This is a genomic window from Polaribacter sp. (assembly GCF_965660385.1).
GTDB lineage: Bacteria > Bacteroidota > Bacteroidia > Flavobacteriales > Flavobacteriaceae > Polaribacter.
Genome location: NZ_CBFHZT010000016.1, coordinates 14,188 through 29,192, shown reverse-complemented (window position 1 = coordinate 29,192; position 15,005 = coordinate 14,188). Strand labels below are relative to the sequence as shown.

The following is a 15,005-nucleotide window of genomic DNA, read 5'->3' as shown; positions in this document are numbered from 1 at the left end:
TCAAAATTTTCATCCTTAAAAGTGGCGAATTTAAAGAGTATTTGATAACCATTACAATTAATAGGTAGAAAATTCTAACAAAGCGCCATCAGCATCTGTGTAAATTAAAATTACTTTTAAATCTTTTCTAGATTTTAAAAATATTTTTGTTTTCTCTAAACCCATGGCCATAAAAGCAGTTGCGTAGGCATCTACATCTGCACAGTCCATTTTGCCAATTACAGAAGCACTTAACAAGTTACTCTCAGTAGCAAACCCTGTTTTAGGGTTTATGGTGTGCACATACTTTTTACCATCATCAGTAATTCTATACTTTCTGTAATTTCCAGAGGTTGCCATAGATTTATTAGTTAAATCAATCACCTTAAACCCATCATTATCGTCAGCTTTTACAGGGTTTACCAATTTAATTAACCATGGTTTTTGATTTGCTTTTGTACCTTTAGCGCGTATTTCACCTCCAATTTCAATTAAATAATTTTCTATTTTTTTAGTTTCTAAAAATCGAGCAACAATATCAATTCCAAAACCTTTAGCAATAGAGTTAAAATCTAAATAAACCTTTGGGTGTTCTTTTACAATTTCACCATCTTTTAATATAACTTTATTTAATCCTACAAATTGCATATAGTCTTTAATTTCTGCATTAGTAAGATTTTTTTTCTCGTTTTTGGGGCCAAATCCATAAGCATTTACTAAGTTTCCTACTGTTGGATCAAAATAACCATTGGTCTCTTTATATATACGCTTGGCCTTTTGCATTACCTCTTTAAAAATAGTATCAAGAACAACTCCTTCTTCTCCGTTATTTATTTTTGAAATCGCTGAATTTGGTATGTATGTAGATACTGAATTGTTGATTTTTAAGAATAAACTATCTAACGATTTTTGATAGTTTTTAGTTGCATTTAAATAAGTAATCTTATACGAAGTACCAAAAACGCCACCTTGTAACACATAATCTTCTTTTACTATTTCTTTTTTACAATTTGTAAAAATAATTAGCGTTAATAAAAAGAGCACAGTTTGCGTAGTTTTCATTTAAAAAAATATTTCTACAAAAATAGTATATAAAATTTTCACAAAATCTTGTTTAAAGCATTTATTATCTCTCGATTTTGTTAAATTTGTAACCTAAATTTAATTTTAAATTATGAAAAAAACAACAGCATTAGTAGCATTGTCTGTAATTTTAATAAGTTCTTGTGTATCTAAAAAACAATACGCAGAATTAGAGTTGAATCATGCAAAAACAAAAGATGAATTATTAAAAGTGGAAACCACTTTGCAAAAATGCCTTATTGAAAAAGAAAAACAAATCACTCAAGTATCTTCACTTAGCAATCAAGTTGCGTCTTTAAAAGAAGATAAGAAAAACGCTTTAAAACAGGTTGAAAATTTAACGGTTTTATCAAAGTCATCATCAGAAGGAATTAACAATGTAATTTCTCAATTGAGTGAAAAAGATAAATATATCAACGGAATTCGAAGAGCTATGACTCAAAAAGATTCTTTGAATTTAGCGATTAAATACCATTTAACTAAGAATTTAACGGATGGTATACAAGATGAAGATATTGAAGTTAACGTTGAAAAAACAGTGGTTTTTATCTCTATTTCTGATAAATTATTATTTAAAACAGGAAGTTATAATGTAACTGATAAAGCCTATACAGTATTAGAAAAAATTGCAAAAGTAATTAAGGGACAGCCTGAAATGGAAGTGATGATTGAAGGGCATACAGATTCTACACCAATTAAAAGAAACCTTATTCAAGATAACTGGGATTTATCTGCACTACGTGCAACTTCAATTACGCGTATTTTACAGTATAAGTATGGAGTACAACCACAGCGTTTAATTGCGGCTGGTAGAAGTCAGTATATACCTTTAGTACCTAATGATACTAAAGAAAATAAAGCAAAAAATAGAAGAACCAAAATTATTATTATGCCTAAATTAAATCAATTTTTTGATTTATTAGAGCAAGATGCTGAATAATTTTAGTTTTAATTGTTATTGAAAACCAACTTGAAAAAGTTGGTTTTTTTTGTTTAAACAACTTACTATTGTAAAGAAACATAAATTTTTGAATGGACATTTCTAAAGCTAATTACAACTGCTAAACCTCTAAAAACACATACAATTTTTGAGCTTGGATAAACATCAAAAAACTTATTATATGCGATTAAGATAATTTTCTGTTTGAGATGCAAATTAAAATTGAAAAACAGAAATAAAAGCAATAGCTAGTTTATAATAATCATTACTTAATCTATAGCCATAAACTTAAAATAACTTCGATAATAAAGTTAAAAATCACCTTGAATTAATTTTTTTGCAAAAACTATTATAGTCTTAAAGCAAAATAATTAGATAGCATCATCGCATCAAAAAATTATTATTTAGATTTATTATAAATAATTTGGTCAATTTAAAATGGGTAGATATATTTGCCAAAAAAATATTATTTATATTAAATCTAAATAAAAACAATGAAAGATCTATTATCAATCTTAACCTTATTTCTAGTAACAAATTTATCTTTTTCACAAAGTGGATCAGTAACTGGAACAATAAAAGACCACACACAAACCCCTCTTTTTGGTGTGAACGTATCTTTAAAAAACACAACTAAAGGCACACAAACTAATGAAAATGGAAGTTTTAAAATCTCAAATTTAGAAAATGGCAATTACACACTTTTAATTTCTTATTTAGGTTTTAAAACGAGGGAAATTTCATTTTCAATTGCTAATAATCAAAACACAACTTTAAAATCAATAACACTTTATGAGGGAAATGAAATTTTAAGCGAAATAGTTGTTAATGGAGAGCGTCGTAACAAATTTTCAAGAAAAAAAACGGCTTATGTTTCAAAACTTCCTTTAAAAGACATCGAAAACACGCAAGTATACAGCACAGTTACTAACGAAATTTTAAAATCGCAAATAGTAACAAATTTTGATGATGCTTTAAAAAATGCAACTGGTGTAGAACAACTATGGACTTCAACAGGACGTGGTGGAGATGGAGCAGGATATTTTTCGTTACGTGGCTTTTCTTTACAACCCCAATTAGTAAATGGATTGCCTGGTTTAACCAATGGAACCATAAATCCTGCAAATATTGAACGTATTGAGGTTTTAAAAGGACCTTCTGCAACCTTGTTTGGAAATGCAGTAAGTTCTTATGGTGGACTTATAAATGTTGTTACTAAAAAGCCCTATGTTGGAACTGGAGGAGAATTATCTTTTACTTCTGGAACTTATGGCCTAAATCAAATAGTAGGTGATTTTAATACGCCTTTAAGTAAAGAAGACAATTTGTATTTTAGATTAAATACAGCTTACAGCACAGCGCAAAGTTTTCAAGATGCAGGTTTTAGAAAATCCTTTTTTATAGCCCCTTCTTTATCTTATAAAGTAAATAACAAACTTTCGTTTTCTTTTTATGGAGAAATTACACAGGCAGAACAAACCAACCCAACCTTTTTATTCTTAAATAGAAGCGCCCCAACAGAAGCTAATAATCTTGAAGAATTGGGTTACAATAATAAACTTTCGTTTACAAGTAACGATTTAACGTTGCAAAACCCAACCCAGAATTACAGAATTGAAATGGATTATAAAATGTCTGATAATTGGCAGTCACAAACCTTACTTTCAAAAAGTTCTACATCAACAAAAGGCTATTATTCGTATTTGTTCGACTATGGTATTTTAGGTAATAATACGTTTACACGTTTTATTAATAAACAAAATGCGAACACACTAACCACTGATATTCAACAAAACTTTATTGGTGATTTCAAAATCGCTTCACTTAGAAATAGAATAGTTATTGGTATCGATTATTTTAATGAAACGCAAACAAACAATAGTACTGGATATGCTTTTTATGGAAATATAACACCAAATGGAGGTTCAAATGGTGATAATCCTTTTACAGCTGATGTAGAAACAGATTTATTTCCACTTTCAACTTCAGGAGTTGATGAAGCTTTAGCTTCACAAGGCGTTAGTAACGTAAAGTCAAAATATCATATTTATAGTTTGTATGCTTCTGATGTTATCAATTTCACAGATCAATTTTCTGCTATGATAGGTTTAAGATTAGATCATTTTGATAATGAAGGAAATTTAACAAATCTTGAAGATGATTTTAATCAAACCACATTATCTCCAAAATTTGGAATAGTATATCAACCTATAAAAGATAAACTTTCTGTGTTTGGAAATTATCAAAATGGGTTTACTAATGTAGCACCTCAATTAGTTGGCGATCCAAATAATGGTCCTCAAACCTTACAAACTTTTGACCCTGAACAAGCCAATCAGTTAGAATTTGGTATCAAAACAAATCTTTTTAATAATAGATTAAATGCAACTATAAGTTATTATGATATTCATGTGAAAGATCGCGTAATTACTGATCCTTCATCCCCTTTTAATAAAATACAAGGAGGAAAAGTGGTAAGCAAAGGTTTTGAAATTGAAATTAACGCAAACCCTATAAAAGGATTAAATATTAGAGCTGGTTTTAGTAATAATGATAGTGAGACTACAGAATCTGACAATACAGAAATCCTAAATAGAAGACCACTTGAAGCAGGTCCAGAAACTTTGTATAACTTTTGGGCGAATTACGAATTTCAAAACGGAACTTTAGATGGTTTTGGACTTGGTTTTGGATTTAACGGTGCAAGCGATCGTTTTGCAATTAACTACCAATCAACTGGCGAATTTATTTTACCAAGTTACACCATTGCTAATGCTTCCGTTTTTTACCAAGCAGATAAATACAGACTTGGATTAAAGCTAAATAATGCTTTCAATAAAGAATATTATAAAGGTTGGACTACCATAAATCCACAAATGCCTAGAGCTTTATTGGCAAACATTTCATATCAATTTTAATAAATCAAAAAAAAAGAGCAGGACTTTAAAGGTCTTGCTCTTTTAAATTTTTTACAAATGAACTTTAAAAAATTCATACTTCAGCTTCATAAAATATTGGGATTAACAACAGGCTTGGTGGTTTTTGTAGTTGCAATTACTGGTTGTTGCTGGACTTTTAAAGACGAAATTGAAAGCCTTTATGATGACTACAAAAAAGTAGTTCCAAAAAACGAGCCTATTTTAACACCCACAAAAGCTAAAGAACTGGCAAAAAATGTTTTTCCTAACAACACAGTTCATGGAACGTTATTTAAAAAAGATGATGATGCCATTGAAGTAATATTCTATGATGCTAAGCCAGAATTTTACCAAAGTGTATTCTTAAATCCATATTCTGGAGAGCTTATTCAAGTAGATAATCATCTTTCTGGATTTTTTGCATTCATATTAAAAGGTCATATGCGACTTTGGTTGCCAAAAGAAATTGGTGAACAAGTGGTTGGAGTTTCCATATTAATGTTCATTTTCATCATCATTTCAGGATTTATTTTGTGGCTGCCAAAAAAACGTAAAAACCTCAAACAACGTTTAACGTTTGATTGGAAAAAAAACACACGTTGGAAGCGTAAAAACTTTGATTTGCACACAGTAGTTGGCTTTTATATTTGTTCTTTAGCCTTAGTTTTGGCTTTTACAGGCTCAATGATGTCTTACAATTGGTTGAAATATGTGGTTTATAAAGCAACAGGTGGAGAAAAAGCGGCTCGTTTTATTATACCAGAAAACAAAAGAAAAATCAGTGATAAAGATGCTAAAATTCCTATGGATTATCTTATCGAAAAATTATCTAAAGAAAACCCAAATGCTGAAAGTTTTGAACTGCATTATCCTAAAACAAAAGATGAGAGTATTTATGTAGAAGTTTCAAACAGTAAAGGCTTGTATTATGACTCTGATTTTAGGTTTTTTGATCAAAATACGCTAGAAGAAATTGAAACTCCAAGTATATATGGAAAATATAAAAATGCGAATGTAGCAGACAAAATTCAACGTATGAATTATGACATACACATAGGTGCAATTGGTGGAATTGCTGGTAAAATAATTGCATTTGTAATTAGTTTGTTAACTGCAAGTTTACCTGTAACTGGTGTTTTATTGTGGTATGGAAGAAATTATAAAAAGCAAAAAAGAGTAGGTTCTTAATAACCTTAGGTACAATAACAACTGTATTATTTTGAAGTTATAATTTTCTTATGATATTAAAGTTTAACTATTTTTTTTACAGCCTTATTATTTATATTTAAGAAATAAATACCTGGTGTTAGTTTAGAAATATCTACCTCTAAACTGCTTTTATTTCCTTTTTTATCCTTTACCAAATACCCTTTAATATCATAAAGTTTTAGGCTGTAAATTATTTTTTTGGATGTGTTAACTGTAATACTATTTTTTATTGGATTTGGATAAATACTAAAATTTTCTACAACATTTTTAACATTTTCTATACGTAATGTTGATTGATTTGAGAAGGCATCCATTGCAATAGAAGGGCTTCCATCAGAGTCCCAAGCGCCTTTTTCGTATGAGGTAAAAGGGCTTCTTGCAATAGGCTCCCAATAAAATACACCCAATCCATTTGCTTGCTTTGTTTTTTCAATCATATAGGTAATAAATTGATAACTTATATCTTGGCGATTGTAAGCAAAACCTATTTCTACCATCATTACTTCTTTATTATATCTTGATTTTAAATCAATCATATTAGTATAAGTATCATCTACATAAGTTTTCCAGTTGTTTTCATTAGGATATAAAGACATTCCAATAATATCAAAATTATTGAGTTGAAAACCATTATTAATTAATCCACCAATGTTCCATTTAAACAAAGCATTATTATTACCTTCTGCTAAGTGTAAGATGGTTTTAATATCATTATTAAACGTTTTAACAGCATTTGCACCAGCATTTAAGAATTTGGCATAATTCGCAAAACCACCTGTAGATGCTTTACCAGTTGTCCATAACATTCCATCATTAGTTTCATTCCCTATCTGAACCCATTTAGGAGTTATCCCTTTTGATTTTAAGGCATTAAGTATATCTGTTGTATGGTTTGTAACAGCGGTTTCTAATTGTGAAACTGAATAGTTAGCCCAAGCAGATGGTTTGTTTTGTTTTCCAGGATCTGCCCACCAATCACTATAATGAATTGTAAGCATAATATCTAAGTTGTTTGCTTTTGCTATTTCTGCTTTTACTACTAAATCGTCAATATCACACCAACCATTTGCACCAGAATTTTCTGGATTTACCCAAACTCTTAACCTTACAGCATCTAAGTCATATTCTTTTAACAAAGGCATTAACTCTTTTGTATTTCCATTATTATCTTTCCATGTGTAACCTTGATCTTCCATTTCTGTCATCCAACTAATATCTGCACCTTTTGCAATTTTAGTTGTACTGAATTGTTGGTTAGTATCGATTTCTATTGTTAATTTTGGTGAATTCCAATAACCTGCCCAAGCATTTTCTGTCCAACTACCAGTTGCGTATAAAGTTGCTTTAACTTGGTAATAATGACCAGTGGGTAAATCTGAAGAATTTTTATGAATACTACCTACAAAAAAAGAAACACTACCTGTTTTATTAGTGCCAGGGGTTTGGTTTTCTAAAGTTTTTCCATTTACATAAGAAACATAATTATTGTTTTCATCTAACACTTCTAAACCAATAAAAATGTGATTTCCGGTTGAACCAGCTTCACTTGTATATTTGTAATTAACCGTTAAATCACTCCCAGTTATAGGGTTTACAACTAAAGGATTTTCTCCGTAAGAAATAATTTCTATAGATTGTGATATCAAAAAACTAGGAAACAGTATAAGAATTGAAAAGATTATTTTTTTCATTTGATATGTTTTTTATGGCAGTATAAATTGTTAATCAGTCTAAGCCTAATTTTGGATGATTATTTTGCATAGTTTTTAACTTTACCCAACTTAACTTTTCAAAGTTAACAGATTTTTTGTTAAATATGATAATTTAGAACATACCTATACTAAATAATATTTCAGTAAAATAGTGTTTTACTTATATAAAAGAAAAAATGATGTTTATAAACTGATAAACCCCTACTTTAAACTTCTCAACAAAAGGTATTTTATCATCTATGTGATAAAAAGCAGTGTTAGTAGCAACAAGACAATGATTAAATTTAGGCGTTTTTAAAAAGTACAACAGGTGTTTTACATATCTTTGTTGCGTAATTTATAGAAAAGTTTAAGCATTGTTTTAGTAAACTCTTTCAATAATCAATAAGTATGTATACTTTTTTTGAATGAAATTAAATCACTTTTTACATTTTAAAACAAATGTGTTAGGTATTCAACTTCCTGAAAAATTCACCTTTCCGTTTTACTACGAACCTCATCCACTAGCCAAAATTGCTGCAGAAGAAATTCAACATTATTTAGAACATCAAACGGATTTCAATCACAACTTTGGCTTACAAAACCCAAATCTAAATAAAGGAATTGGTAAAATGTTTGGAGTTTTGGTAGTGCAAACCCAAGAAAAAGAATTAGGATATTTGGCTGCTTTTTCAGGAAAATTAGAAGATAATAGTTTACCTAAAAAATTTGTACCACCCGTTTTTAACATGAGAACTGATGGTAGTTTTTACACAAAAGGAGAAGCTGAAATTAATACCATAAATACTAAAATTGGTCTTTTAGAGCAACAAAATAACTATCTACAATTAAAAGAACAATTTAACAGTTTACATACCACAATAGAAAAAGATTTAGCGTTTCAAAGAAAAAAAATGAAACTTGCCAAAGCTGATAGAAAAGCTAGAAAAAAAAAGGGACTTGCTTCTTTACATGAAACAGCTTTTAAAAAATTACTGTTACAACTACAACAAGAAAGTTACAATCAGCAATTTTTTTACAAAGAATTGCAAGAGTATTATCAGTTTAAAATTGATAAAATACAAAAGCAACTTTCTGTTTTTGAAGATAAAATAAAGGCTTTAAAAAAGCAACGAAAAGAGATTTCAAACTATTTACAGCAAACCTTATTTGAAAATTACGCTTTCTTAAATCAACAAAAAGAACAAAAACATTTGTTAGATATTTTTACTGATCCTAACATAAAACCACCTGCTGGTTCTGGCGAATGTGCTGCACCTAAATTGCTACAATATGCTTTTGCTAATGATTTAAAACCCATTACCATGGCAGAATTTTGGTGGGGAATATCACCAAACTCAACTGTTAGAAAACATAAAAATTATTATCCTGCTTGCCAAAGTAGATGTAAACCCATTTTAGCCCATATGCTTAAAGGCATTGAAATGGATAAAAATGTATTACTAGAAAACCTAGCAAAAAACCAAGCACTAAAAATTGTTTACGAAGATGATGTTTTAGTTGTAGTTCTAAAACCTGCTGAGTTTTTATCTGTTCCTGGAAAAGCAGTTAAAGACTCTGTTTATACTAGAATTAAAAAGAAATACCCAAAGGCAACTGGTCCTTTAATTGTACATCGATTAGACATGTCTACTTCTGGTATTTTAGTATTAACAAAAACAAAAGAAGCGAATGCTGTTTTACAAAGTCAGTTTATAAAAAGAACTGTAAAAAAGCGATATGTTGCTGTATTAGATGGCATTTTAACTGAGAAAAAAGGAACTATTCAACTGCCTTTACGTGTAGATTTAGATGATAGACCCAAGCAATTGGTAGATTTTAAATATGGTAAAAATGCAGAAACACATTGGGAAAAGATTGCTGCTAAAGATGGTAAAACACGCGTTTATTTTTATCCTGTTACTGGCAGAACGCATCAATTAAGAGTGCATGCTGCCCATAAAAACGGTTTAAATACACCAATTTTAGGCGATGATTTGTATGGTAAAAAAACAAACCGATTGCATTTACATGCAGAATATATTGAGTTTTTACATCCATCAACTTTAAAGAAAATGAGTTTTAGAGTTCCTGCTGATTTTTAAAAAACTATTCATTTTAATGTGTAATTTTGCAATCGCAAAAGATGAGTATCATTTCTAAAGACATACAAAAAGCAGTTGTACTTTTAAACAACGAAGAGTTGGTAGCCATACCCACAGAAACTGTGTATGGTTTAGCCGGAAATATTTTTAGCGAAAAAGCAATTAAACGAATTTTTGAAACTAAAAAACGTCCTTTTTTTAATCCTTTAATTGTTCATATTGCAACTATAGCAGCTTTACAAGATATTGTTGCAGAAGTTCCAGAAAAAGCAAAATTGTTAGCCGAAACTTTTTGGCCAGGTGCTATGACTTTAGTTTTAAAAAAGCATAAAAACATACCTGATTTAATTACTGCTGGAAAAGATACTGTAGCTGTTCGTATTCCCAATCATACAACAACTTTGCAACTATTAACGCAATTGCGTTTTCCATTGGCTGCACCAAGTGCGAATCCGTTTAACAACATAAGCCCAACAAAACCAGAACATGTAGCACATTATTTTAAAGACGATATTAAAATGGTTTTAGATGGTGGCGCTTGTAAAAACGGAATAGAATCTACCATTATTGGTTTTGAAAATGGAGAACCAATTATTTATAGATTAGGTGCTTTGGCTTTAGAAGATATTGAAGCTGTTGTTGGAAAAGTTACTGTGAAAAATAAAAAAGAACAAAATCCAGATGCTCCAGGAATGTTACAAAAACATTACTCGCCTTTAACAAAAACCATATTAACTTCTACTGTTTTAAATGACATACAACTGTATGCTAATAAAAAAATTGGCGTGTTAACTTTAAGTAGTTCGTATAAAAATAAAGGTATAAAATCAGAAATTGTACTCTCAAAAAACAACGATTTGCAAGAAGCTGCTTCAAAATTATACGACGCTTTACATCAATTAGATCATCAAAAATTAGACATCATTATTGTTGAAAAAATGCCTGATGTTGGCTTAGGAAAATCTATGAACGATCGTTTAGAAAGAGCAGCTTTTCAAGAGTAATTATCGCTTTTCTTCTTTTAATAGCGAAAAAAGGAAAGATCTAAAAATGGATAGTAAAATACTAAAAAAGAACGCTGCTAAAAAGCCAGATACTGCAAAACCATCAACCAATTTATCTGCCAAAAGAATAATTATTGCATTAATTACAAACAAGAACAACCCAAACGTTACAATGGTTGCTGGCAACGTAAAAAAGATTAAAAGAGGCCTAACAAAGAGATTCAATAAAGAAATTACTATGGCTACAATAATAGCAGCTCCATAACCTGTAACAGCTACACCTGGTAAAATATTAGCCAAAACAACCACAGCAACTGCCGTTAATAAAATTTTTAAAAAGGTTTTCATATTTTTTGGTTTTAACCTATTGATTGCCAAAATTGTACCAAAATGAATTTCGGAAGTTTTGGCAGGTTTCAGTCATTTTAAGAGTTGATTTAAAATTACTGTTCTATTGATTCCAAAATCCCCTTTAAAAACTTATTTTCATCCATCCAAGACAATGCCATTCTTACAATTACCAAATCTTGATCTGGTAAAATATACACTCTTTGTCCCTGATACCCATCAGCAAAAAACATATTTTTAGGCACATCTTTAAACTGTCCTTTTGTATTTAACCAAAATTGAGCACCATAGGTTCCGTTTGAAGTTGGTGTTGGTGTTGATACATAATTTACCCAATCTTCAGCAAAAATCTGTTGCCCATTCCAATTTCCTCTATGTAAATATAAAAGTCCGAATTTCCCCCAATCTCTTGGAGTTGCCCAAGCGTAAGAAGAAGCTACATAATTACCTGATAAATCTGCTTCTAAAACCATTGAATTCATGCCTATTTTATCAATTAAATCGGTATACCAATAATCTAAATAGTCTTGATGTGTTTTAAACTGATTGCGAACAATACCCGATAACAAATTTGATGTTCCTGAAGAGTAGTTCCAAGATGCATTAATTTTCCCTGTTAATGGCTTGTTTTCTTGCATTTTGGTCATATCTCTTTCTAAAAACAACATTTTTGTAGCGTCAGAAATTTCATCATAGTTTTCATCCCATTCTAAACCAGAATTCATTTGTAAAAGATTATGTATGGTAATATTTTTACGTTCGTCATCTTGCCAAGATTCTATTGGTGCTTCATCCGTTACTTTTAATTTTTGTTGATATTGCATCACCCCAAAAACCGTACTTAAAACACTTTTGGTCATAGACCATCCTAAAATTTTAGAATCTTTGTTAAAACCATCAGCATATTTCTCTGCTATGATGTGATCTTTATAAATAACAACCACTGCTCTCGATTTATTTTTACCAAAAACAGCATCTACAGTTTCGTTGAGCTTATTATAAGCTACATTTGCAAAAACGGTATCTTTTTGGGTTGCATTTCCATATGGAAAGGGAGTGGTATTATCTGGCTCTGCTCTTTTTGGTGATAAATAAGGCGCAGTTTCATCACTTTCGTCTAAAGTTAAAACAGATCCTAGACCTTCTCTAATAATGGCCTTTCTGGTTAACAACCCATAAACGGAAGCGGTTGCCGTTTTTTTATCAGCATTAATTTCATCTGAAGCTAAATTAACAGGAGAAAAATTATTATCAGTAGTGTCTGTAAACGCTAAAGTTCTATTGGCCACAAAAACAGAAGAAGCTGTATTTTTTGCAGAATAACCCGCTAAAATATTCAATTTTGGGTAATTGTAAATAACTACTAAAATAATTATCGCCAAAAGTAAAAGTAATATTCGTTTAAAAATCTTCATTAAAAAAAGTTTTAGTGATGTAAAAATAAGAAAATCATATTAGCTTTCTTATGGGTTTCAGAAATCAAGTTTTATCTTTGTATCTTAAAATGATTTGTATGATTAATGTTGATAAAATTAGAGCAGATTTTCCTATTTTAAAAAGAACTGTTCACGGAAAACCTTTAGTGTATTTTGATAACGCAGCAACTTCACAAACTCCACAAGTTGTTATAGATACCATTGTTGATTATTATAGTAACTACAATGCAAATATTCATAGAGGTGTGCATACATTGAGTCAAGAAGCAACTGATAAATATGAAGAAGCACGTATTAAAATTCAACAACATTTTAATGCAAAACAAGCTTACGAAATCATTTTAACATCTGGTACTACAGATTCAATAAACAGGGTAGCATCCGGATTTGCATCACTTTTACATAAAGATGATGAAATTATTGTATCTGCTTTAGAACACCATTCTAATATTGTGCCTTGGCAAATGTTATGTGAAAAAACGGGTGCTGTTTTAAAGGTAATTCCGATGACTGATGAGGGTGCCTTAAATATGGAAGTTTATCATAATTTATTAAATGATAAAACGAAATTGGTTTTCTGTAATCATGTTTCAAATGCCTTAGGAACTCTAAACCCAATTGAAGAAATTATTGAAGCTGCTCATAAAGTTGATGCTGCTGTCTTAATAGATGGTGCTCAAGCTACACCCCACATAAAGCCAGATGTACAAGCTTTAAATGTTGATTTTTACGTAGCTTCTGCACATAAATTATGTGGGCCAACAGGTGTTGGCATGCTTTATGGAAAACAAGAATGGTTAGAGAAATTACCTCCTTATCAAGGTGGTGGAGAAATGATTGCAACTGTTTCTTTCGAAAAAACAACCTATGCTGGTTTGCCTCATAAGTTTGAGGCTGGAACCCCAAATATTTGTGGAGGAATTGCTTTTGGTGCTGCAATTGATTATATGAATGCTATTGGTTTTGATAATATTGCATCTTATGAAGATGAACTTTTACAATATGGAACCCAAGAATTGTTAAAAATTGAAGGACTTAAAATATTCGGAACAACTTCTAAAAAAACGGCTGTAATATCTTTTAATATTGATGGAATTCATCCTTACGATATTGGTGCTATTTTAGATAAATTAGGTATTGCTGTTAGAACTGGCCATCATTGTGCACAACCAATTATGGATTACTACCAAATTCCGGGTACAGTAAGAGCTTCATTTTCTTTTTACAATACAAAAGATGAAATTGATGTTTTTATTGCAGGTGTTAAACGCGCTAAAATGATGTTATCGTAAATAGAATTTAAAGGAAATTACATCAAAATAAAAAAAGGTTGAGAAAATTTTCTCAACCTTTTTTGTGTCTTATTATTAAATACCTCTATCTCAATGTTGGAGAGTAGTTTGTTGGAAAATCTCCAGCTTTTGCTAGTCCGTTTGTAGCTGAAGTAAAGTTAGAACCGAATTCAGCATCCATTGCCTCTAAAATTTTATTCGCCATTAAAGCATAACCTCTAGCTGTTAAATGCACACCATCTAAACTTACCAAACCTCCTGTAACTAAACTTGTTGTTAAGGTATAATTATCGAAAACAATTCCAGATGAAGCTTCTGCTAAAACCCCTTTAAAATCTACTAAAGCAATATTTGGGTTTGAAGAAGCAATTGAAGAAATTGTAGTATTGTAAGCATCTGTTGCATTCTTAATTGCTGTTTGTTCTTCTGGAGTTAATACCCATTGATCTGCTAAAGGTACAGAAACGCCATTAATTAGCTGTGCGTTTCCGCCAACAGTGGTTCCTAATAGAGCAGAACTAGCTAATAATAATAAATCATCTGCAGTCGCCTGTCTCATATTGGTTAGTGCAGCATTTATTGGTGTTAAGTTAGATAAATCTTCATCTAAGATTAATACCGCATTTTGCCCTGCTACAAAATTAATCTGTCTTCTATTTACCTCAGCTTGGTCATAATTAGCTAATAAAGGTAAAACTTGTGGTGGTAGTTGATTTGCGTTTTTTAAATCTAATACTTGTTGCAAACCTCCATTATATGCTGCAAATGCAGCATTTAATTGTCCTGCAGTTGCTGCATCAAGAGGAACTGCATTATAAGGTACTGTTGTAAAATTAGCTAAATCTGTAATATAAGGTACGTTTGCCACAACTCCTTTAGCGCCATTAGCTGTTAATGCTGTAACCATACCACTAAAGACTTGAGCAAAAACTCCAGGATTTGTAATATCATTTACACCATAATTGGCAGGATCTAAATTTTCTGGCACATTTGGACTTCT

The 15,005-nt window shown here is 30.5% G+C and carries 11 protein-coding genes; 6 read left to right on the top strand and 5 right to left on the bottom strand.

Going from position 1 to position 15,005, the window contains the following annotated elements; genetic code table 11:
• Nucleotides 1-57: 57 nt before the first annotated feature.
• The gene (locus ACTG3V_RS06800) at nt 58-1,041 is read right to left on the bottom strand and encodes an FAD:protein FMN transferase (protein WP_439131396.1); all 984 of its coding nucleotides are present in this window, start codon (nt 1,039-1,041) and stop codon (nt 58-60) included.
• 112 nt (nt 1,042-1,153) lie between these two features.
• Between ACTG3V_RS06800 and ACTG3V_RS06795 the strand changes: the two genes are divergently transcribed.
• The 3 genes from ACTG3V_RS06795 to ACTG3V_RS06785 all read left to right on the top strand — a co-directional run bounded on the left by ACTG3V_RS06795 (nt 1,154) and on the right by ACTG3V_RS06785 (nt 6,108).
• A complete protein-coding gene (locus tag ACTG3V_RS06795; RefSeq protein ID WP_439131395.1) occupies nt 1,154-2,002 on the top strand; it encodes an OmpA/MotB family protein in 849 nt (282 codons plus the stop codon).
• A gap of 494 nt (nt 2,003-2,496) precedes the next feature.
• Complete coding sequence (locus ACTG3V_RS06790) at nt 2,497-4,920, top strand: TonB-dependent siderophore receptor (RefSeq protein ID WP_439131394.1); 2,424 nt, start codon at nt 2,497-2,499, stop codon at nt 4,918-4,920.
• Nucleotides 4,921-4,977: 57 nt separating this feature from the next.
• Entirely contained in the window at nt 4,978-6,108 is a 1,131-nt protein-coding gene (locus ACTG3V_RS06785) for a PepSY-associated TM helix domain-containing protein (protein ID WP_439131393.1), read from the top strand.
• Between the two features lie 56 nt (nt 6,109-6,164).
• On the opposite strand, the gene ACTG3V_RS06780 is transcribed toward ACTG3V_RS06785, so the two are convergent.
• The gene (locus ACTG3V_RS06780; protein ID WP_439131392.1) at nt 6,165-7,820 is read right to left on the bottom strand and encodes a glycosyl hydrolase 53 family protein; all 1,656 of its coding nucleotides are present in this window, start codon (nt 7,818-7,820) and stop codon (nt 6,165-6,167) included.
• Nucleotides 7,821-8,248: 428 nt separating this feature from the next.
• Here ACTG3V_RS06780 and ACTG3V_RS06775 point away from each other — a divergent pair, with 428 nt between their 5' ends.
• Both ACTG3V_RS06775 and ACTG3V_RS06770 read left to right on the top strand, forming a co-directional pair.
• Complete coding sequence (locus tag ACTG3V_RS06775) at nt 8,249-9,925, top strand: RluA family pseudouridine synthase (protein WP_439131391.1); 1,677 nt, start codon at nt 8,249-8,251, stop codon at nt 9,923-9,925.
• Between the two features lie 41 nt (nt 9,926-9,966).
• Nucleotides 9,967-10,929 carry an L-threonylcarbamoyladenylate synthase gene (locus ACTG3V_RS06770; protein ID WP_439131390.1) on the top strand — a complete coding sequence of 321 codons (963 nt, stop codon included), beginning with the start codon at nt 9,967-9,969 and terminating at the stop codon, nt 10,927-10,929.
• Here the strand turns inward: ACTG3V_RS06770 and ACTG3V_RS06765 are convergent, their stop codons facing one another.
• Both ACTG3V_RS06765 and ACTG3V_RS06760 read right to left on the bottom strand, forming a co-directional pair.
• Entirely contained in the window at nt 10,930-11,277 is a 348-nt protein-coding gene (locus ACTG3V_RS06765) for a phage holin family protein (protein ID WP_439131389.1), read from the bottom strand. It lies immediately after the preceding gene.
• Nucleotides 11,278-11,372: 95 nt separating this feature from the next.
• Nucleotides 11,373-12,692, bottom strand: coding sequence for a serine hydrolase domain-containing protein (locus ACTG3V_RS06760; RefSeq protein ID WP_439131388.1), 1,320 nt, complete (start codon nt 12,690-12,692; stop codon nt 11,373-11,375).
• Between the two features lie 98 nt (nt 12,693-12,790).
• On the opposite strand from ACTG3V_RS06760, the gene ACTG3V_RS06755 reads away from it, so the two are divergent.
• A complete protein-coding gene (locus tag ACTG3V_RS06755) occupies nt 12,791-14,005 on the top strand; it encodes an aminotransferase class V-fold PLP-dependent enzyme (protein WP_439131387.1) in 1,215 nt (404 codons plus the stop codon).
• An 85-nt stretch (nt 14,006-14,090) separates the two neighbouring features.
• Here the strand turns inward: ACTG3V_RS06755 and ACTG3V_RS06750 are convergent, their stop codons facing one another.
• Nucleotides 14,091-14,993: a hypothetical protein gene (locus ACTG3V_RS06750; protein ID WP_439131386.1), complete on the bottom strand. Its 903-nt coding sequence runs from the start codon at nt 14,991-14,993 to the stop codon at nt 14,091-14,093.
• Nucleotides 14,994-15,005 lie beyond the last annotated feature (12 nt).

Excerpts from the sequence above, each read along its gene's own strand:
- ACTG3V_RS06770 (WP_439131390.1), top strand. The coding sequence starts at position 9,967 with ATGAGTATCATTTCTAAAGACATACAAAAAGCAGTTGTACTTTTAAAC.
- ACTG3V_RS06760 (WP_439131388.1), bottom strand. The coding sequence starts at position 12,692 with ATGAAGATTTTTAAACGAATATTACTTTTACTTTTGGCGATAATTATT.
- ACTG3V_RS06755 (WP_439131387.1), top strand. The coding sequence starts at position 12,791 with ATGATTAATGTTGATAAAATTAGAGCAGATTTTCCTATTTTAAAAAGA.
- ACTG3V_RS06785 (WP_439131393.1), top strand. The coding sequence starts at position 4,978 with ATGAACTTTAAAAAATTCATACTTCAGCTTCATAAAATATTGGGATTA.
- ACTG3V_RS06765 (WP_439131389.1), bottom strand. The coding sequence starts at position 11,277 with ATGAAAACCTTTTTAAAAATTTTATTAACGGCAGTTGCTGTGGTTGTT.
- ACTG3V_RS06790 (WP_439131394.1), top strand. The coding sequence starts at position 2,497 with ATGAAAGATCTATTATCAATCTTAACCTTATTTCTAGTAACAAATTTA.
- ACTG3V_RS06795 (WP_439131395.1), top strand. The coding sequence starts at position 1,154 with ATGAAAAAAACAACAGCATTAGTAGCATTGTCTGTAATTTTAATAAGT.
- ACTG3V_RS06780 (WP_439131392.1), bottom strand. The coding sequence starts at position 7,820 with ATGAAAAAAATAATCTTTTCAATTCTTATACTGTTTCCTAGTTTTTTG.
- ACTG3V_RS06775 (WP_439131391.1), top strand. The coding sequence starts at position 8,249 with ATGAAATTAAATCACTTTTTACATTTTAAAACAAATGTGTTAGGTATT.
- ACTG3V_RS06800 (WP_439131396.1), bottom strand. The coding sequence starts at position 1,041 with ATGAAAACTACGCAAACTGTGCTCTTTTTATTAACGCTAATTATTTTT.